17 protein-coding genes and 1 pseudogene are annotated in these 16,399 nt (G+C 62.4%); 10 read left to right on the top strand and 8 right to left on the bottom strand.

Annotation, left to right across the window (positions count from 1 at the left end; all coding sequences use genetic code 11):
* Positions 1-5: 5 nt before the first annotated feature.
* Together hpxD and hpxO are read right to left on the bottom strand one after the other, a co-directional pair.
* Positions 6-1,040, bottom strand: coding sequence for a molybdenum cofactor-independent xanthine hydroxylase subunit HpxD (gene hpxD, locus ACOTXI_RS01440; protein ID WP_044596852.1), 1,035 nt, complete (start codon positions 1,038-1,040; stop codon positions 6-8).
* A gap of 17 nt (positions 1,041-1,057) precedes the next feature.
* Positions 1,058-2,212: an FAD-dependent urate hydroxylase HpxO gene (gene hpxO, locus ACOTXI_RS01435; RefSeq protein WP_021240834.1), complete on the bottom strand. Its 1,155-nt coding sequence runs from the start codon at positions 2,210-2,212 to the stop codon at positions 1,058-1,060.
* 239 nt (positions 2,213-2,451) lie between these two features.
* Here hpxO and uraD point away from each other — a divergent pair, with 239 nt between their 5' ends.
* Together uraD and uraH are read left to right on the top strand one after the other, a co-directional pair.
* Positions 2,452-2,952, top strand: a complete 501-nt coding sequence (gene uraD, locus ACOTXI_RS01430) for a 2-oxo-4-hydroxy-4-carboxy-5-ureidoimidazoline decarboxylase (protein ID WP_008499859.1) — start codon at positions 2,452-2,454, stop codon at positions 2,950-2,952.
* Positions 2,949-3,272: a hydroxyisourate hydrolase gene (gene uraH / locus ACOTXI_RS01425; protein WP_008499857.1), complete on the top strand. Its 324-nt coding sequence runs from the start codon at positions 2,949-2,951 to the stop codon at positions 3,270-3,272. Before uraD ends, uraH begins: the two co-directional genes overlap by 4 nt.
* Here the strand turns inward: uraH and guaD are convergent.
* Positions 3,252-4,568 carry a guanine deaminase gene (gene guaD / locus ACOTXI_RS01420; RefSeq protein WP_008499856.1) on the bottom strand — a complete coding sequence of 439 codons (1,317 nt, stop codon included), beginning with the start codon at positions 4,566-4,568 and terminating at the stop codon, positions 3,252-3,254. The two genes, uraH and guaD, sit on opposite strands and share 21 nt — an antisense overlap.
* Before the next feature lie 102 nt (positions 4,569-4,670).
* Positions 4,671-6,167: an NCS1 family nucleobase:cation symporter-1 gene (locus ACOTXI_RS01415; RefSeq protein ID WP_008499855.1), complete on the bottom strand. Its 1,497-nt coding sequence runs from the start codon at positions 6,165-6,167 to the stop codon at positions 4,671-4,673.
* Between the two features lie 144 nt (positions 6,168-6,311).
* Between ACOTXI_RS01415 and ACOTXI_RS01410 the strand changes: the two genes are divergently transcribed.
* The 3 genes and pseudogenes from ACOTXI_RS01410 to puuE all read left to right on the top strand — a co-directional run bounded on the left by ACOTXI_RS01410 (position 6,312) and on the right by puuE (position 8,716).
* Positions 6,312-7,028 (top strand): GntR family transcriptional regulator, encoded by a 717-nt coding sequence (locus ACOTXI_RS01410; RefSeq protein WP_058654613.1) that lies wholly within the window; start codon positions 6,312-6,314, stop codon positions 7,026-7,028.
* Positions 7,028-7,899: pseudogene (gene hpxA / locus ACOTXI_RS01405) on the top strand (allantoin racemase). The gene ACOTXI_RS01410 and the pseudogene hpxA overlap by 1 nt, the downstream one beginning before the upstream one ends.
* The gene (puuE, locus tag ACOTXI_RS01400) at positions 7,784-8,716 is read left to right on the top strand and encodes an allantoinase PuuE (RefSeq protein ID WP_008499852.1); all 933 of its coding nucleotides are present in this window, start codon (positions 7,784-7,786) and stop codon (positions 8,714-8,716) included. Before hpxA ends, puuE begins: the two are co-directional and overlap by 116 nt.
* 115 nt (positions 8,717-8,831) lie before the next feature.
* Here the strand turns inward: puuE and hpxZ are convergent, their stop codons facing one another.
* The 4 genes from hpxZ to hpxW are packed head-to-tail and all read right to left on the bottom strand — an operon-like array spanning position 8,832 to position 12,391.
* Entirely contained in the window at positions 8,832-9,218 is a 387-nt protein-coding gene (hpxZ, locus tag ACOTXI_RS01395; protein WP_008499851.1) for an oxalurate catabolism protein HpxZ, read from the bottom strand.
* A complete protein-coding gene (locus tag ACOTXI_RS01390; protein WP_058654611.1) occupies positions 9,215-10,612 on the bottom strand; it encodes an AtzE family amidohydrolase in 1,398 nt (465 codons plus the stop codon). Before ACOTXI_RS01390 ends, hpxZ begins: the two co-directional genes overlap by 4 nt.
* Entirely contained in the window at positions 10,609-10,797 is a 189-nt protein-coding gene (gene hpxX, locus ACOTXI_RS01385) for an oxalurate catabolism protein HpxX (RefSeq protein WP_008499849.1), read from the bottom strand. Before hpxX ends, ACOTXI_RS01390 begins: the two co-directional genes overlap by 4 nt.
* Positions 10,798-10,807: 10 nt before the next feature.
* The gene (gene hpxW / locus ACOTXI_RS01380) at positions 10,808-12,391 is read right to left on the bottom strand and encodes an oxamate amidohydrolase (protein ID WP_058654610.1); all 1,584 of its coding nucleotides are present in this window, start codon (positions 12,389-12,391) and stop codon (positions 10,808-10,810) included.
* A 142-nt stretch (positions 12,392-12,533) separates the two neighbouring features.
* On the opposite strand from hpxW, the gene hpxU reads away from it, so the two are divergent.
* The 5 genes from hpxU to ACOTXI_RS01355 all read left to right on the top strand — a co-directional run bounded on the left by hpxU (position 12,534) and on the right by ACOTXI_RS01355 (position 16,391).
* The gene (gene hpxU / locus ACOTXI_RS01375; protein ID WP_058654609.1) at positions 12,534-13,373 is read left to right on the top strand and encodes a MurR/RpiR family transcriptional regulator HpxU; all 840 of its coding nucleotides are present in this window, start codon (positions 12,534-12,536) and stop codon (positions 13,371-13,373) included.
* A gap of 191 nt (positions 13,374-13,564) precedes the next feature.
* A complete protein-coding gene (locus ACOTXI_RS01370; protein ID WP_047745118.1) occupies positions 13,565-14,347 on the top strand; it encodes a transporter substrate-binding domain-containing protein in 783 nt (260 codons plus the stop codon).
* A 4-nt stretch (positions 14,348-14,351) separates the two neighbouring features.
* Entirely contained in the window at positions 14,352-15,017 is a 666-nt protein-coding gene (locus ACOTXI_RS01365) for an amino acid ABC transporter permease (protein ID WP_058654752.1), read from the top strand.
* Positions 15,017-15,673 carry an amino acid ABC transporter permease gene (locus ACOTXI_RS01360; protein ID WP_071882588.1) on the top strand — a complete coding sequence of 219 codons (657 nt, stop codon included), beginning with the start codon at positions 15,017-15,019 and terminating at the stop codon, positions 15,671-15,673. The genes ACOTXI_RS01365 and ACOTXI_RS01360 overlap by 1 nt, the downstream gene beginning before the upstream one ends.
* The gene (locus ACOTXI_RS01355; protein WP_008499843.1) at positions 15,654-16,391 is read left to right on the top strand and encodes an amino acid ABC transporter ATP-binding protein; all 738 of its coding nucleotides are present in this window, start codon (positions 15,654-15,656) and stop codon (positions 16,389-16,391) included. The genes ACOTXI_RS01360 and ACOTXI_RS01355 overlap by 20 nt, the downstream gene beginning before the upstream one ends.
* Positions 16,392-16,399 lie beyond the last annotated feature (8 nt).

The raw sequence follows: 16,399 nt of genomic DNA, 5'->3' as shown, positions 1-16,399 counted from the left end.
CTCCGTCATACCAGGAAAAACTCGCCAAAGCCCATCTTCTTCAGTCCCCGACGGTAGGCAATCGAGCTTTTATCTGCGGGGATATGCGCTTCCAGGGTCAGGTCCAGCGGCAGGCTTTCCGGGCGCTGGGTTTCGACCATCAGGCGATCCTCTTCAAAAATCCGCAGGTTGAAGGCATGCACGTCCTCCACCGGAATATGCAGGTCAAAATTGCGGGCAATAGGGGCGAACATGCGGGTCACGCGCGATGATACCGGTGATGCGGCGTTCATAATGACCAGCCGCGATTCACCCGGGAAATGAATCGTCAGGGTGGCGGTGAACGGCAGGTGCATTTCAAAATGGCGCAGCCACTGGAACCCTTCCGGAGCCTGCACGGGGGAACTGGCGGGATAGTTGCTCACGGCGCTCCAGTAATCCGCCACGAAGCCGAACGGCGTCTCCTGTGGCTGATAGGCAGGCACAAGCTGATTATTGGGGTCGGCAAAGGTTTCGGTGTGGATCCACGCAAAGTGCGCCACGTCCAGAAAACCCTCTACCTGACGTCCGGCGAAGCCGTTCACCTCAAACGCCGGGCAGTTAATCTGCTGAAATCCGTCGTCATCCCAGTGCGGCATGGCGGGCAGCGGCGCGGGGTTATCCGGATCATAGGCCAGGCAGGCCCAGATCAGCCCGAACCGCTCTTCGACCGCGTAGTTAATCAGGTTCAGCTTCGCCGGAACGGGCTGGTCGGGGCTGGAGGGAATACGGTTGCAGCGCCCGTCCTCGCCAAAGCGTAAGCCATGATAGGGGCAGATAATCCCGTGCTCGTCGTGAAAGCCGAGCGTCAGCGGCACGCCGCGGTGCGGGCACACGTCACGGGCAACCACGACCTGGTCGTTAATCCGGTAAATCACCAGCTGCTCATCCAGCAGCGTCGCTTTGACCGGCGCCGGACCGACGTCGCAGGCGCGCGCGACCGGATGCCAGCATTTCGCCAGACGCAGCCAGTCCTCTGGCTCAAACGTACAGTGGGCGGGTGGGGTCGGTTCTCTTTTCATCGTTGTCCCTCTTACGTTCAGCCTAATGGGCCGCCCTGAATGGTCTCGCACAGACCGTTGATGATGCGCTCTCCGGTCTCCTCTTTGAGCTCCTGATACCAGGCCTGCGTCAACGCCATATCTTTGCCGTGGGTGACGTCGCAGCGCTTGCGCGCCTTCAGCACCAGGTCGCGTACGCGGTCGCAGCGCAGCGCCTCGTACTGCCGCAGCGCCAGCGTGATGTTGTGGTTTTCACGCAGGCATTCCCCCAGCACCACGGCATCTTCCATCGCCGCGCAGCCGCCCTGGCCGATATCCGGCGTGGTGCTGTGCCCGGCATCGCCCAGCAGCGCGACGTTGCCGCGCACCAGGCTGTCGAACGGCTCAATGTCGTGGATTTCAATCCGATTGGTCGTTTCAGGATCCAGCGCCGCGATAAGCTTTTGCACCGGCGGCGCCCAGCCGCGGAAGTAGCCCGTGAGATCGGCGCGCAGGGTGGTGCGATCCTCCGCCAGGCCTGCGGGCAGCGGCACGTCAAAAAAGAAATAGAAGCGTCCGCCGGAGACGGGCATCAGCGACACGCGTTTGCCTTCGCCAACGAAGGTGGTCCACTGGTGCGCCGGGGCGATCTCTTCGTCAATCTTCACCAGCCCGTTCCAGTTCACATAGCCCGCGTAGCGGCGCTCCGGGGTGTATCCCAGCACGTACGGGCGAACCGCCGAGTGGCTGCCGTCGGCGGCAATCAGGAAATCCCCGGCGGCGGTGGTGCCATCGGTGAAGGTCACGCTCACGCCCGCGTCGTCTTCATGGACGCCTTCGACGCGCTTGCCGAACTGCACCTTGTCGCGACCCCAGAAGTCCAGCATTTCGCGCTGAAGCTCAGCGCGCGAGACGGGGCAGGGGCGTCCGCCGGTACGCTCAACCAGCGGGGCAAGGCTAAAGCGGGTCAGGGTATCGCCGCGCCGGTAATCCTTGTAGGCCATAAAACGCATCGGCCCGCCCCAGGTCTCGATGATGTCGCCCATGCCGAGGTGCTGCATGCATTTCACGCCGTTAGGCCAGATGGAGATGGCCGCCCCGACGGGCCTGATCTCCTTTACGGCTTCAAACACGGTACAGTCGATGCCCGCTTTCTTCAGCGCGACGGCGGCGCTCAGGCCGCCAATACCCGCGCCAATAACGATTGCTTTCATGCTTCTCTCCTTTTGCAGGGTGTAAAGACAGTCAGCAATTTGCGTACCAGGCTGCAGCATGGCGAAAACGGCGTTGTAAGGGAGACGTTTGCACTGCTAAGGTGCGTAAACGCGGTGAGCGTGCCTTTTTATGAATCAAAAATTTCCTGGTCGACCTTGTGGAATCGACTGTTTCACGCCTGTGCTCAGGGTGGCGTGGTTTGTGCAATAGCCTGGAGAAGGACAATAAAGGAGACACTATGATCGCACTGCACGACTTCAATCATCTTCCCCATGAACAGGCGTTAGCGCTGATTCACCCCTGCGTGGCGCTTCCCCGCTGGGCCGATGCGCTGGTTCACGGGCGGCCTTACGCCAGCCGGGACGAATTGTTCAGTACGGCGAAATCGCTGATGCAAAACTGGAACGAAGCGGCGCTGGCGCAAGCCCTGAGCGCCCATCCGCGCATCGGGGAAAAACCAGCGGGTTCAGCGGCGGAGGCGGCGCTGTCGCGCCAGGAGCAGGGGGCGGTGAATGACCGCGATGCTGCTCTTGCCCGGGCGCTGCGTGAAGGCAACGCCCGCTACGAAGCCCGCTTTGGACGCGTCTTTCTGATCCGCGCGAAGGGCCGCAGCGGCGAGGAGATATTACAGGCCCTGCACGCGCGGCTGGAGAACAGCGACGCGCAGGAAATCCGTGCCGCGCTGGAACAGCTGCGGGAAATTACGCTGCTGCGCCTGGAAGGAGTCATCCACGAATGAGCACACTCAGCACCCATATTCTCGATATTTCGACGGGCAAGCCCGCTGAGGGCGTGACGGTTCATCTGCAACAGGACGGGAAGACGCTGGCCACGGGCGTGACCAACGCCCAGGGGCGCATCGCCGCGTTCGTTCCCTCTCTGCCCGCGGGCCGCTATCGGCTGGTGGCGGAGATCGGGGCGTGGTTTAGCGATACCGGCCGGAAGACGATCTATCCCTGCGCGCACATTGAGTTTGTCACGGGAGAAACGGCAGACGAACACTTCCATCTGCCGTTTGTGATTGCCCCCGGCGGGTGGTCAACCTACCGGGGCAGCTGACCATACCCGCTCGCCGTTGACCCAGGTCTCGCTGATGTTGCGCTCGTCGCCCAGGGTCATCAGCACGAAAAGCTGCTCGTAGATATCCTGACAGCGCCGATTGCGCAGGCGCTGCAGCGGCGTGACGTTGGGGTCGATAACCACAAAATCCGCCTCTTTGCCTGCCGCGAAGTTGCCAATCTTGTCATCCAGCCGGAGGGCGTGCGCGCCGCCCAGCGTGGCGTGGTAAAAGGCCTCGCTGGCACGCAGGCGGTAGCTTTGAAGCTGGCCGACCTTGTAGGCTTCGCCCAGCGTGCGCAGCATGCTGAAGGTGGTGCCCGCGCCGACGTCGGTGCCGATGCCCATCCGCACCCTGTGCTGCCAGCAGGCGGGCAGGCGAAACAGCCCGCTGCCGAGAAACAGGTTCGAAGTGGGACAAAACGCCACCGCCGATCCGGTGTCATGCAGGCACTGCCACTCGCTGTGGTGCAAATGGATCGCGTGGGCAAACACGCTGCGCTCGCCGGTCAGGCCGTAGTGGTGATACACGTCCAGATAGCGCTCATGCTCCGGCCAGAGGTCGCTTACCCAGGCCACTTCGTTGGGGTTTTCGCTCAGGTGGGTCTGCAGCCAGGTGTCCGGGAACTCCTCTCTGAGCAGGCTGACCGCCGCAAGCAGCTCGGGTGATGAGGTCGGCGCAAAGCGCGGCGTAATGGCGTATCCCAACCGCCCACGGTGATGCCAGCGCTGGATCAGCGCCCGCGTCTGCCGGTAGCTCTGCTTTGCGTCTTCGCTCAGGTAGTCCGGCGCGTGCCTGTCCATCATCACCTTTCCGGCGATAAGGCGCATGTTCAGGCGCAGGGCCTCGGTAAACAGCGCTTCGACCGATTGCGGATGCAGCGTGCAAAACACCAGCGCGGTGGTGGTGCCGTTGCTCACCAGCTGCTGTATGAAAAATTCGGCGATCTCTTTCGCGTAGGCCTCATCGGCAAACTGGCTCTCCACCGGGAAGGTGTAGGTGGTCAGCCACTCCAGCAGCTGTTCGCCAAAGGCGCCGATCATCTCCGTTTGCGGGTAATGGACGTGGGTGTCGACAAAACCGGGCAGCAGCAGCCTGCCGCGCAGGTCGGTGTAGCCCTTGTGGGGGTCAAGATACTGCTCGCCCTCCTGCCACGGCATCTGTGCCAGAATTTTTCCGTTCCGGATAAACAGCAGGCCGTCCTCAAGGTAGCGCGCGTGCCGGGCAATGGCGTCTGCGCTGTCGCAGACCCGGGCAATATCAAAAAATGCACCGCGTATCGCAGTCTGGTATTCCATCATGGTTCCTGCCTTCGTGTGTGCGTAGCGGGGTGGGAAAGCTCAGCAAGAACGGTGCCAGAATGAACGGGCCGCAGATACGCTGCGGCCAGAGGGAAGGGATTACTCTTTTTGCGTCGCCACGCGGGAGCCAAACGACGTCGCGCCAGCCGTCTCGCGCTCTTCCCGCGCCAGCCAGCGGTAGGTGACGCCGCCGAGGAAGACGCCGATAAACCAGCTGAAGTTTGCCACCTCATGTAGGGCCGGGATAAAGCTGATGACCAGGCCCACGGCAACGGACGGGATCAGCGCGCCAATGGCTTTCGGGTTAAAGCCGTTGCGGTACCAGTATTTGCCCTTTGGCGTGTCGTCGAACAGATCGTCAACCGACACCTTGCCGCGCTTAATCAGGTAGAAATCGGCAATCAGAATGCCGAACAGCGGGCCGATAAACGCCCCGAGCACGTCCAGGGTGTAGTGGATAAGCTCCGGCGAGTTGAACAGGTTCCACGGGGTGAGCAGGATCGAACCGACGGCGGCGATCATGCCCCCGGTGCGGAAGCTGATTTTCTGCGGCGAGCAGTTAGAGAAATCAAACGCCGGGGAGACGAAGTTCGCGACGATGTTGATCCCGATGGTGGCAGTGATCATCGTCAGCAGGCCTATCGCCACGGCCAGATCGTTACCCACGCGGCTGACGGTTTCGATCGGATCGGTGATCATGCGGCCAAACAGCGACTGGGTGCCGGAGACAATCACCACGGTGACGATGGAGAACAGCAGGAAGTTAAACGGCAGCCCCCAGCGGTTGCCGCGGCGGATCTCACCCATGCTTTTGCCGTAGCGGGAGAAATCGCCAAAGTTGAGCAGCGGGCCGGAGAAGTAGGAGACCACCAGCGCGGTCGCGGTGATCATCTGCCAGGTCTGCTCGCCCGCGCTCAGGGATTTGCTGGCGAGGGTAAAGGAGATCCCGTCAAAACCGGTCTTGTATACAATCCAGCCGGCAAGGGCCAGCATTACCACATAGACCGCCGGACCGGCGATATCAATAAAGCGCTTGATGGCGCTCATGCCGTGCCAGAAGACCATCGCCTGCAGGACCCACATAATGGCAAAGCAGATCCAACCCAGATGCGACAGGCCCAGGAATGCGCCGGTAGTGAGTGAAGAGAGCGATGGCCAGAACTTCAGCGCCACCAGCATCAGGGCGTTGGCGGCGAGATAGGTCTGAATCCCGTACCACGCGAAGGCAATCAGCCCGCGGATCACCGCCGGGATATTGGCCCCGAACACGCCGAACGCCTGTCGACTGATCACCGCATAGGGCACGCCCGCCATCTGGCTCGGTTTGGCCACCAGGTTGGCGCACAGCTGCACGATGCAAATCCCCACCAGCAGGCAGAGCAGCACCTGCCAGCTTGCCAGCCCGAGCGTAAAGAAGCTCGCGGCGACCACATAACCCCCCATGCTGTGAACGTCCGACATCCAGAACGAAAAGATGTTGTACCAGCTCCAGTTCTGGTCACGCGTCGGTGCCAGATCCTCATTGCAAAGACGTGGGCTGTAAACCGCACCGGAATCAGCGGCCGTACCTTGTTGTGCGTTTTGACTGTTTGGCATGAAACCTGCTCCTGTGAATGAAAACCCGTTGAGTGGGAGTGCAAACGGTGTTGCAGGATCCAGGCCAAAATAATAAATCTTGTATGCAATATTTTATTTTTATGTATACGATTCGATAACGGAAAGTAAAATTCGGAGTGGTGAATGAACAACATTAACGCCCTGCAGACCGCGCCAGACCTGCATGACAAAGACGAAACCATCTTCCAGGCGCTGATGACCGCGATTGTCGAACACCAGCTGCTGCCGGGGAGCAAATTGCCGGAAGAGGCGCTGGCAGAGGTCTTTGGCGTGAGCCGCACGGGCATCCGCAAGGTGCTTCAACGACTCGCCGCTGTGCAAATGGTCACCCTGACGCCCAAGCGTGGTGCACACGTCGCCAGCCCGACGGTGGAAGAGGCGCGGCACATCTTCCGCACCCGCGCGCTGCTGGAGGTCGCCAACCTGCCGGACGTGCTGGCGCACTGTCAGCCGCCGCACCTTGCCGCGCTGGAGGCCATTATTCGCCAGGAGCAGCACGCGCACGAGGCCTATGACGGTCCGGCGGCAATTCGCCACTCCGCCAATTTCCACATTCAGCTGCAGGCTATCTCCGGCAACCAGGTGCTCACGGAGTTGGTGACCGGCCTGAGCCAGCGTTCTTCGCTGGTGATTGCCACCTGGGGCGCGCCGTGGCGTCAGGACTGCCGCTGCAACGATCACGAACAGCTGGTGGATCTGCTGCGCCAGAAGGCGCTTGAGCCACTAAGCGATGCCCTCATGCACCATTTTGAACATATCGTCGCCAGCCTCTGCTTCGAGCGGGCGGGCGAGTGCCTGCCTGATTTTGCCCGGCTGTTTGCCGGCCACAAGGAGTCGTAATGTCTGTCTGTATACAAGTGATCAACCCCAACACCAGCCTCGCCATGACGGAAACCATCGGCGCGGCGGCCCGCGCGGTGGCGGCGCCGGGGACGGAGATCCTCGCGGTCTGTCCGAGCGCGGGCGTGCCGTCTATAGAAGGCCACTTCGATGAGGCCATCGCCGCCGTGGGCGTTCTTGAACAGGTCAAGCTCGGAAGAGAGCAGGGCGTGCACGGTCACGTCATCGCCTGCTTTGGCGATCCGGGCCTGCTGGCGGCGCGCGAGCTGGCGCAGGGGCCGGTAGTCGGCATTGCGGAAGCCGCCATGCATATGGCGACGCTGGTGGCGACGCGCTTTTCGGTAGTTACCACGCTGCCGCGCACGCTGATCATTGCCCGTCATCTGCTGCACCAGTATGGCTTTCAGGACCATTGCGCGGCGCTGCACGCTATCGATCTCCCGGTGCTGGCGCTGGAAGACGGCAGCGGACTGGCGCAGGAGAAAGTACGCGCGCGCTGTATACAGGCGCTGCAAGAGGATGGCTGCGGTGCCATCGTGCTGGGCTGCGGCGGCATGGCGACCCTGGCGCAGGAGCTGACCCGCGAACTGCGCGTGCCGGTGATCGACGGCGTCAGCGCGGCGGTGAAGATGGTGGAATCGCTGGTGGCGCTGGGGCTGTCGACCAGCAAGTACGGCGATCTGGCGTTCCCGGAGAACAAAGCGTTAAGCGGGCCTTTTCAGGCATTGAATCCATTTTAATTTTTGGGGGTGGCAATGGGGCTTTTCAAACAGGATTATCCGCGGGATCTGCGCGGCTACGCGGGCAACCCGCCGCACGCGCGGTGGCCGAATCAGGCGCGCATCGCCGTGCAGTTTGTGCTCAATTATGAAGAGGGGGCGGAAAACCACGTTCTGCACGGCGATGCCGGGTCCGAGCAGTTCCTGTCGGACATCATCGGCGCGGCCAGCTACCCGGACAAACACATGTCGATGGACTCCCTCTACGAATACGGCAGCCGCGCCGGGTTCTGGCGGATCCACAATGAATTTCAGAAACGCGGCCTGCCGCTGACGGTCTTCGGCGTGGCGATGGCGCTGGCGCGTCACCCGGAGATTGTTGAGGCGATCAAAGCCGCGGATTACGACGTGGTCAGCCACGGCTGGCGCTGGATCCACTATCAGAATATGGACATCAGCCAGGAGCGCGAACACCTGCACAAGGCGGTGCACGTTCTGACCGACCTGTTCGGCAAGCCGCCAGCGGGCTGGTACACCGGGCGCGACAGCCCCAACACGCGCCAGCTGGTGGTGGAGCATGGCGGTTTTGACTACGACAGCGACTACTACGGCGACGATTTGCCCTTCTGGACGGAAGTGGCCTGCAGCGACGGCACCCGCAAACCGCACCTGATTGTGCCCTACACGCTGGATGCAAACGACATGCGCTTCGCCACCGCTCAGGGGTTTAATACCGCCGAGCAGTTTTATACGTATCTGAAGGACAGTTTTGACGTGCTGTACGAAGAGGGGGAAAGCGCGCCGAAGATGATGTCCATCGGCATGCACTGCCGCCTGCTCGGGCGACCGGGGCGTTTTCGCGCGCTGCAGCGGTTCCTGGATTACGTTGAGCAGCACGAGCGGGTGTGGGTCTGTACCCGCCAGCAGATTGCCGACCACTGGCGGGAGGTGCATCCGTTTCAGAAGTAAGTGTGCGATGTTTTGCCGGGTGGCGGCTGCGCCTTACCCGGCCTACAGGGCCCACAGGGCATACGGAACATCGTAGGCCCGGTAAGCGCAGCGCCACCGGGCAGGTTTTTCAGCGTTACACCATCAAACTCACCTGCGCCGCCACAATGCGCCACCCGTAGGCAAACCGCACCCACGTCTGCTGCTGGCGGCCAATGCGTTCCGTGCTCTCGCGGGTAAATTCGGTGCTGCATACGGCATAATCCTCCCCGAAGGTGGTGATGACGGTATGGCGCAACGTCCGCTGCAGCCCGGCGGCGGGGCGCGCCGCACGAAAGGCGCGGATTTCATCGATCCCGTAGAGATTTTCACCTGCCCCCAGCCGCACCGTGTTTTTGTCGTGCCAGAACAGCTCGTCCAGCACCGCAACGTTGTTGCTCACCAGCGCGTCCTCATAGCGGTAAAACGCGGCCGTCACCTCGGCAACCACCCACGGGAGGTTAATGTCATCGTGATTCATCATGCTGCTATCTCCGCCGGGCGGGCATCGGTGATGCCGCTCTCTTCCAGAACCCGCGCGACGCGCAGGCAGGCCTGCTCGTTAAACGGCGCGGCAATCAGCTGCAGGCCAATGGGCGCGCCCTGCGCGGTGCGCAGCGGAACGGTGGTCACGGGCAGGCCTAAAAACGAAATCGGCTGGGTCAGCATCCCCATGCTGGCGCGGATGGGAAGCGGCTGACCGTTAATCTCCATGGTTTGCTCGCCGATCCGCGTGGCGCTGCGCGGCGTTGCCGGGGCAATCAGCACGTCGGCCCGTGCAAACAGCGCGTGAAACGCCTGCCGTGCCTGCGCGCGAAACCGCTGGGCCTGAATGTACCAGGCGGAAGGGATCATCGCCCCGGCCAGCAGGCGTTCGCGGGAGTGCGGCTCAAAACGCTCGGGCTCCCGGCGAAGCGCAGGCAGGTACTGATTTCCCCCTTCGGAGGCGCTGATGATAAACGCCGCGGAACGCGCCAGCTCGGCGTCAGGAAACTGAAGCTCATCCTGCACGTCGAGCGCCTTCGCCACCCGCGCCACGGCGTCTCTGGCGTCCGCGTCGCACCAGGTGGTGAAGTAGCCGCCGAGCACCGCGCAGCGCAGGCCGTCAAGCCCGCGGTCAAGCAGGGGGCGCGTCTGTTCACGCGAGCTCTCTGCCTGAAAACCGTCGCTGGTGTCCCGGCCCTGCAGCGCGTCGTACACGGACGCCAGGTCGCATACGCGGCGCGCAAAGGGCCCGATATGATCCAGGCTCGCGACAAACGGATGGCTGCCGGATCGCGACAGGCGGCCAAAGGTGGGCTTCAGGCCGTAGATGCCGCACAGTGAGGCCGGAACGCGAATCGAGCCGTTGGTGTCGGTGCCGAGCGAAAAGTGCACCAGCCCGGCGGCCACCGCGGCGGCTGAACCGCCGGACGACCCGCCCGCAATGCGCGCCAGGTCGTGCGGGTTACGCGTCGCGCCGTAGTGGCTGTTCTCGGTTGTGAAGCCGTAGGCGTAGGCGTCCATATTGACCATCCCGGTCAGCAGCCCGCCCGCGCTGCGCAGCTGGCGCACGGCGAAGCTGTCGGCGGCGGCAGCGGGGCGCTGGCTGAACAGCTCGGCCCCGGCGAGGGTGGTGTGACCGGCAACGTCGAACAGGTTTTTTACCGCGTAGGGCACGCCCGCCAGCGGCGGCAGGGGGCGCTTTTCCCGTCGCAGGGTATCGATATTGTCGGCCTCGGCGAGCATGCGTGCTTCCGTCACGGCGGTCCAGGCGCCGATCTGCGGATTCACGCGCGCAATCGCCTCCAGCGTCTGGCGGGCAATCTCGCGAGCGCTCAGCTCGCCTGCGCTCAGCGCCTGCTGGATCGCGCTGATACTCATCTCGTGTAGCGTCATGCTTTATACACTCCTGCGATCTCCAGACGGTCGTCGAGCGGCAGCGCCATCAGCGGGGCGGCCATGCTGGCTATGCGGCTAAACTGCAGCTGCAGTTCGGCCCGGCGGGCGTCATCCAGCGTCACGCCGAGTACGGTTTCCATCTGCGCCAGGTACGCCTGCCAGTCGGGTTGGTGTGTCGTCATTGTTTTCTCCTCAGAATCCGGCGGCCGCGCCGTTGCTGCGCGGGTCAAATGCCCCTTCAAACAGCCCGTTGGGGTGGCGAACAATGGCGCCCGCGTGGCCCATGGCTTCACTAAAGTCAGGGAATAGCTCCACCTCGTGACCGAGTGCCCGCAGGCGCGCGACCGTCTCGGGTGAAAAACGCCCTTCAAGCTTTAAGGTGTCTGAGGTTTGCCCCCAGGTGCGCCCCAGCAGCCAGCGTGGGCGGGTGATGCTCTCCTGCAGAGGGACGCCCTGGACAACGTAGCGGGTAAAGAGCGCGGCCTGGGTTTGCGGCTGGCCGTCGCCGCCCATCGATCCGTAAACCATCACGCGCCCGTCCTTCAGACGCGCCGCCGCCGGGTTCAGGGTGTGGAACGGCTGTTTGCCCGGCGCGAGGGCCAGAAGATGGGCGGGATCGAGGCTGAACGATGCGCCCCGGTTCTGCCAGACGATGCCGGTATCGGGCAGGACAACGCCGCTGCCGAACTCGTGATAAAGGCTTTGGATAAACGAGACGGCAAGCCCGCTGCTGTCCATCACCCCCATCCACACCGTATCGCCGGGGCCTTTTCCGGTTCCCCACGGCGCGGCGCGGCCGTCGTCAACCCTGTCGGCAAGCGCCTGCAGGGCGGCGGGATCCAGCAGTTTCTGAACATCGGTTTTCAGCGCGCGTGGGTCGGTGATGTGGGCATCGCGCAGGCCAAAGGCCAGCTTGGTGGCTTCCACGATGCGGTGAAGGGTTTCGGCGTCGTCGGCGTCCGCCATGTTCAGGCGGTCGGTGATGCCGAGTATCGCCAGCGAGACCAGCCCCTGCGTTGGCGGGGCGTGGTTAAAGATCTCTCCCTGCTGATGCTCCAGCTTCAGCGGCGTGGTGCGCCGGGCCGCGTGGGCGTTGAGATCGGCCAGCGTCACGGGGAGACCCAGCGTCTCCATGCCGTGCGCCAGGACTTCCGCCAGCGGGCCGCGATAAAAGCTGTCGAGACCCTCTTCCGCCAGACGCGTCAGGGTCGTGGCCATGGCGGGCTGGTAAAAGCGGCTCCCGACCTGCGGCGGCTTACCGTCCACCAGCCAGGTTTCCGCGAAGCCGGGGATGGCCTTCAGCTCGTCGAACTTGCTGGCCGTGGCGTGGGCCTGAGAGGCCGTGACCGGGGTGCCGTTCTGCGCATAGTCAATGGCGTCGGCCAGCAGGCGGGCCAGCGGCAGCGTTTTGCCGGTCATTTCGCGCGAGACCTTCAGCGCCTCGTCCCAGCCGCTTACCGTGCCGGCGACGGTCAGCGCCGCACGGGGCCCGCGATGGGGGATATGCGCCAGACCGTCGTAGGCGGCAAGCGTTGCCCGCGAACCCGCCGCGCCGCTGGCGTCAATGGCGATGGGGTCGCCTTCCGGCGGCACGATAAGCCAGAAGCCATCGCCGCCCAGCCCGTTCATATGCGGGTAAACCACGGCGATGGTGGCCGCTGCCGCGACCATCGCCTCTATCGCGCTGCCGCCTTCGCGCAGCACCGCCAGCGCGCTCTGGCTGGCAAGATTGTGGGGCGCAACGGCCATGCCGTGCGTGGAGACATTACTTTGCATGAAGCGTCCTCGTAACTCTGAAAGTCACAAAGTGCTGCAAAAGCTGTTCCAGTTCTGAAAGAAAAGTTTCAGTAAACTGGCACGTATAATGAATACATACAAAAAAGGTACAATGTAATGAAACAAAAGTTACAGAGGCGCTATGGAACAGTTAGATGAACGTCTGAAAGCACAATACGCGTCATTGTCGCCGCAGGAGCAGCGGGTGGCGGATTTTATTTTCGATCATTTTGACGACCTCATTAGCTACAACAGCGCCGAGCTGGCGCAGCTGAGCGGGGTGTCGAAAGCCACGGTGAGCCGTCTGTTTAAGCGTCTGGGCTATGAGAAATATAAGGACATGCGCGAAGAGCTGCGCACCCTGCGCCAGAGCGGGATGCCGCTCACCGACAATCGCGATGCGGTGCAGGGCAATACGCTGCTGGCGCGCCACTATAAGCAGGAGATGGCAAACCTGACCCAGTGGGTCAATGCCCTCGACGCGCAGCAGTTTGCCGACGCCATAGCCTGCATGGTGAAGGCGCGGCGTATCGTCATTATCGGCATGCGTAACGCCTATCCGGCGGCGCTTCATCTGCGCCAGCAGCTGCTGCAGGCGCGCGGTCAGGTGCTGGTCCTGCCGCAGCCGGGGCAGAGCCTGAGCGAGGAGCTGGTGGACTTAACGCCGGACGATCTGGTGGTGATGATGGCCTTTCGCCGTCGCCCGCGCATCATCCGCCCGCTGCTGCAGCAGCTTCAGAGCAGCGGTATTCCGGTGCTGCTGATGTGCGAGCCGCAGGCCCACAGCCTGTTTCCGCTGGCGAGCTGGCAGCTCTGCGCCCCGCTGGACAGCGTTTCCGCCTATGACAGCTATTCCTCGGTCAACAGCCTGATCAACCTGCTGGCGAACGCCTTCCTGCATGACATTCTTGATAAGGGCCGCCCGCGCATTCACGAGATTGCCTCCCTCTACCAGCAGCTGGACGAACTCGAACAGCGATAATGGGGCATCAGGGTGGTGCTTTGCATTAAAATGGTGCATAAGGGCGGGGCGAAAATGGAGAGCGTTTTCGCCCCGCCCGCGTTTTATCAGGCTTTATTAGAAAAACCCCCGCTTCACCTTATCTGGCACATTAGTTGCAAAAACACCTTCAAAGAATCTTTTGTTTCATGTTAACGTTACGGGGAAGCACCATGAAAAAACTGTTAATTGCACTGGCCGGGGCCGCATGCCTCTTCACACAGCTGCCGGCAAAGGCTGACCAGCTTCAGGATATCGAGAAGCGCGGCACCATCCGCATTGCCGTTCCGCAGGATTTCCCGCCGTTTGGCTCGGTGGGAACCGATCTGCAGCCGCAGGGCTATGACATCGACATGGCGCGCTATCTGGCTAAACAGATGAAGCTCAAGCTGCAGCTGGTGCCGGTGACCAGCGCCAACCGCGTGCCGTACCTGCAAACCGACAAGGTGGATCTGGTCATTTCCAGCCTCGGTAAAAACCCGGAGCGCGAGAAGGTAATCGACTTCAGCCGCGCCTACGCGCCGTTCTTCCTCGGCGTGTTTGGCCCGAAAGGGGCTGAACTGAAGGATGCCGCCGCGCTCAGCGGAAAAACCATCGGCGTGACGCGCGGGGCGGTGGAGGACATGGTGCTGACCGGCCTGGCGCCGAAAGATGCCAACGTGAAACGCTACGAAGACAACAACACCACGCTGTCGGCATATCTGTCCGGCCAGGTCCAGTACGTGGCGACCGGCAATCTCGTGGTGGCGGCCATTTCGCGCCAGAACGCGGCGAAAGCCCCGGTGCCGAGCTTTATGCTGAAAGACTCGCCGTGCTTCATTGGCCTGAAGAAAAACGAACCGGCCCTGAAGGCAAAAGTGGACGCGCTGATCGAGCAGGGCATTAAGGACGGCACGCTGAACGGTCTGTCTGAGCAGTGGCTGAAGGCCCCGCTGCCGGCAAATCTTGGCGCCTGAGCCGATGACTGAGCAACTTGATTTTTCCGCCCTCTGGCCGCACTGGCCGGCGCTGCTGGCCGGGCTGTGGGTCACTATTCAGCTGACGGTGATGGCCACCGTCGGCGGGCTGGCAACAGGGATTATCGGCGCGGCGATCCGCAGCGGACGCACCACCTGGTACAGCCGGATTTGGGGCGGGTATGTGGAGATCATCCGCAACACGCCGTTTGTGGTGCAACTGTTTTTCATCGTCTTCGGCCTGCCGAACCTGGGTCTGAAGATGACGGCGGGGGAAGCGGCGCTGCTGGCCATGGTGGTCAACCTGGGCGCCTACAGCACCGAGATTATCCGCGCGGGCATTCAGGTCACGCCGAAAGGGCAGTGGGAGGCCGGTCGCGTGCTGGGGCTGACCCGCCTGCAGACCTTTATCCGCGTGGTGCTGCCGCCTGCGCTGCAGCGCATTTATCCGGCGCTGGTGAGCCAGTGCATCATCGTGATGCTCGGCTCGTCGGTGGTGTCGCAGGTCTCGTATGAAGAGCTGACCTTCGCCGCCAACCTGATCCAGTCCAGAACGTTTTTAAGCTTTGAGGTCTATCTGGTGACCACCGGGATTTATTTAGCGCTGTCGATTACCCTGCGCCAGCTGATGATGGCGGCAGGACGGAAATGGCTGGGGGTGCAGGCATGATGACCACCTTTACCGACTGGGACATTATTCGCAATCTGCTGCTGGCCGGACGCTGGACGGTGCTGCTGTCGCTGGTGGCGTTCGTCGGCGGGGCGGTGGTAACGCTGCCGCTCCTGCTGCTGCGCCTGACGGGCGGGCGCACGGTGAAGCGCATTATCCGCGGCTATATTGAGCTGTTTCAGGGCACGCCGCTGCTGATGCAGCTGTTCCTGGCCTTCTTCGGCGTGGCGCTGTTCGGCATCGACGTCTCGCCGTGGACCGCCGCCTCGCTGGCGCTGACGTTTTACACCAGCGCGTTTCTGCTCGATATCTGGTACGGCAGCATTCGCGCGCTGCCGAAGGGGCAGTGGGAAGCGTCGCGCTGTCTGGGGCTGACCTTTGGCCAGACCCTGTTTCGCGTGGTCGCTCCGCAGGCGCTGCGCATCGGCATTGCGCCGACGGTCGGCTTTGCCGTGCAGGTGATCAAAGGCACCGCGCTGGCGTCGATCATCGGCTTTGTCGAGCTGACCAAGGCCGGGACCATGCTGACCAACGTGACCTATCAGCCGTTTAAGGTCTTTGCGCTGGTGGCGCTCGGCTACTTTATTCTGTGTTATCCGCTGTCGCGCTACAGCCGCTATCTGGAGACGAAATTCAATGCCTCTCATCACCATTAATCAGGTGCAGAAATACTACGGCGATAACCACGTGCTCAAGGGCGTCGATCTGGATATCGACATGGGCCAGGTGATCTCCATCATCGGGCGCAGCGGATCGGGCAAAAGCACGCTGCTGCGCTGCATCAACGGCCTGGAAGGCTATCAGGACGGCAGCATCAAGCTGGGCGGCATGACCATTACCGACCGGGATTCCCAGGCGCGCGAAATCAGCCGCTCGGTGGGGATGGTGTTCCAGAGCTTTAACCTGTTCCCGCACATGACGGCGCTGGAGAACGTGATGCTCGCCCCGCGTCGGGTGCTGAAGAAAAGCGCCGCCGAATGCCGCGAATTGGCCCAGCGCATGCTGGAGAAAGTGGGGCTTGGCGATCGTCTGGATTACTACCCGTCGAGCCTCTCCGGCGGCCAGCAGCAGCGCGTGGCCATTGCCCGCGCGCTGGCGATGTCGCCGAAAGTGTTACTCTGCGACGAGATCACCTCCGCGCTCGACCCGGAGCTGGTGGGCGAAGTGCTCAAGGTGCTGGAGCAGCTGGCGGCCGAGGGGATGACGCTCATACTGGTTACCCATGAAATGAATTTTGCCCGCGAAGTGGGCGACCGCGTGGTGTTTATGCACCAGGGGAAAGTCTGGGAGCAGGGCGACAGCAAAACGCTGTTCGCCAACCCGCAGACCACGGAACTGAAGCAGTTCATCTCCTCCGTGCGCGGCCTCAACTGATAAGGACT

The organism is Enterobacter cloacae complex sp. BZL2005, assembly GCF_049238885.1.
GTDB lineage: Bacteria > Pseudomonadota > Gammaproteobacteria > Enterobacterales > Enterobacteriaceae > Enterobacter > Enterobacter roggenkampii.
This window is presented reverse-complemented; position numbering and strand designations above follow the sequence as displayed.

Coding starts and splice junctions, on each gene's coding strand:
- ACOTXI_RS01365 (WP_058654752.1), top strand. CDS start 14,352: ATGACTGAGCAACTTGATTTTTCCGCCCTCTGGCCGCACTGGCCGGCG.
- hpxU (WP_058654609.1), top strand. CDS start 12,534: ATGGAACAGTTAGATGAACGTCTGAAAGCACAATACGCGTCATTGTCG.
- ACOTXI_RS01410 (WP_058654613.1), top strand. CDS start 6,312: ATGAACAACATTAACGCCCTGCAGACCGCGCCAGACCTGCATGACAAA.
- ACOTXI_RS01360 (WP_071882588.1), top strand. CDS start 15,017: ATGACCACCTTTACCGACTGGGACATTATTCGCAATCTGCTGCTGGCC.
- puuE (WP_008499852.1), top strand. CDS start 7,784: ATGGGGCTTTTCAAACAGGATTATCCGCGGGATCTGCGCGGCTACGCG.
- ACOTXI_RS01355 (WP_008499843.1), top strand. CDS start 15,654: ATGCCTCTCATCACCATTAATCAGGTGCAGAAATACTACGGCGATAAC.
- ACOTXI_RS01390 (WP_058654611.1), bottom strand. CDS start 10,612: ATGACGCTACACGAGATGAGTATCAGCGCGATCCAGCAGGCGCTGAGC.
- hpxD (WP_044596852.1), bottom strand. CDS start 1,040: ATGAAAAGAGAACCGACCCCACCCGCCCACTGTACGTTTGAGCCAGAG.
- hpxZ (WP_008499851.1), bottom strand. CDS start 9,218: ATGATGAATCACGATGACATTAACCTCCCGTGGGTGGTTGCCGAGGTG.
- hpxO (WP_021240834.1), bottom strand. CDS start 2,212: ATGAAAGCAATCGTTATTGGCGCGGGTATTGGCGGCCTGAGCGCCGCC.
- uraH (WP_008499857.1), top strand. CDS start 2,949: ATGAGCACACTCAGCACCCATATTCTCGATATTTCGACGGGCAAGCCC.
- guaD (WP_008499856.1), bottom strand. CDS start 4,568: ATGGAATACCAGACTGCGATACGCGGTGCATTTTTTGATATTGCCCGG.
- uraD (WP_008499859.1), top strand. CDS start 2,452: ATGATCGCACTGCACGACTTCAATCATCTTCCCCATGAACAGGCGTTA.
- ACOTXI_RS01415 (WP_008499855.1), bottom strand. CDS start 6,167: ATGCCAAACAGTCAAAACGCACAACAAGGTACGGCCGCTGATTCCGGT.
- hpxX (WP_008499849.1), bottom strand. CDS start 10,797: ATGACGACACACCAACCCGACTGGCAGGCGTACCTGGCGCAGATGGAA.
- hpxW (WP_058654610.1), bottom strand. CDS start 12,391: ATGCAAAGTAATGTCTCCACGCACGGCATGGCCGTTGCGCCCCACAAT.
- ACOTXI_RS01370 (WP_047745118.1), top strand. CDS start 13,565: ATGAAAAAACTGTTAATTGCACTGGCCGGGGCCGCATGCCTCTTCACA.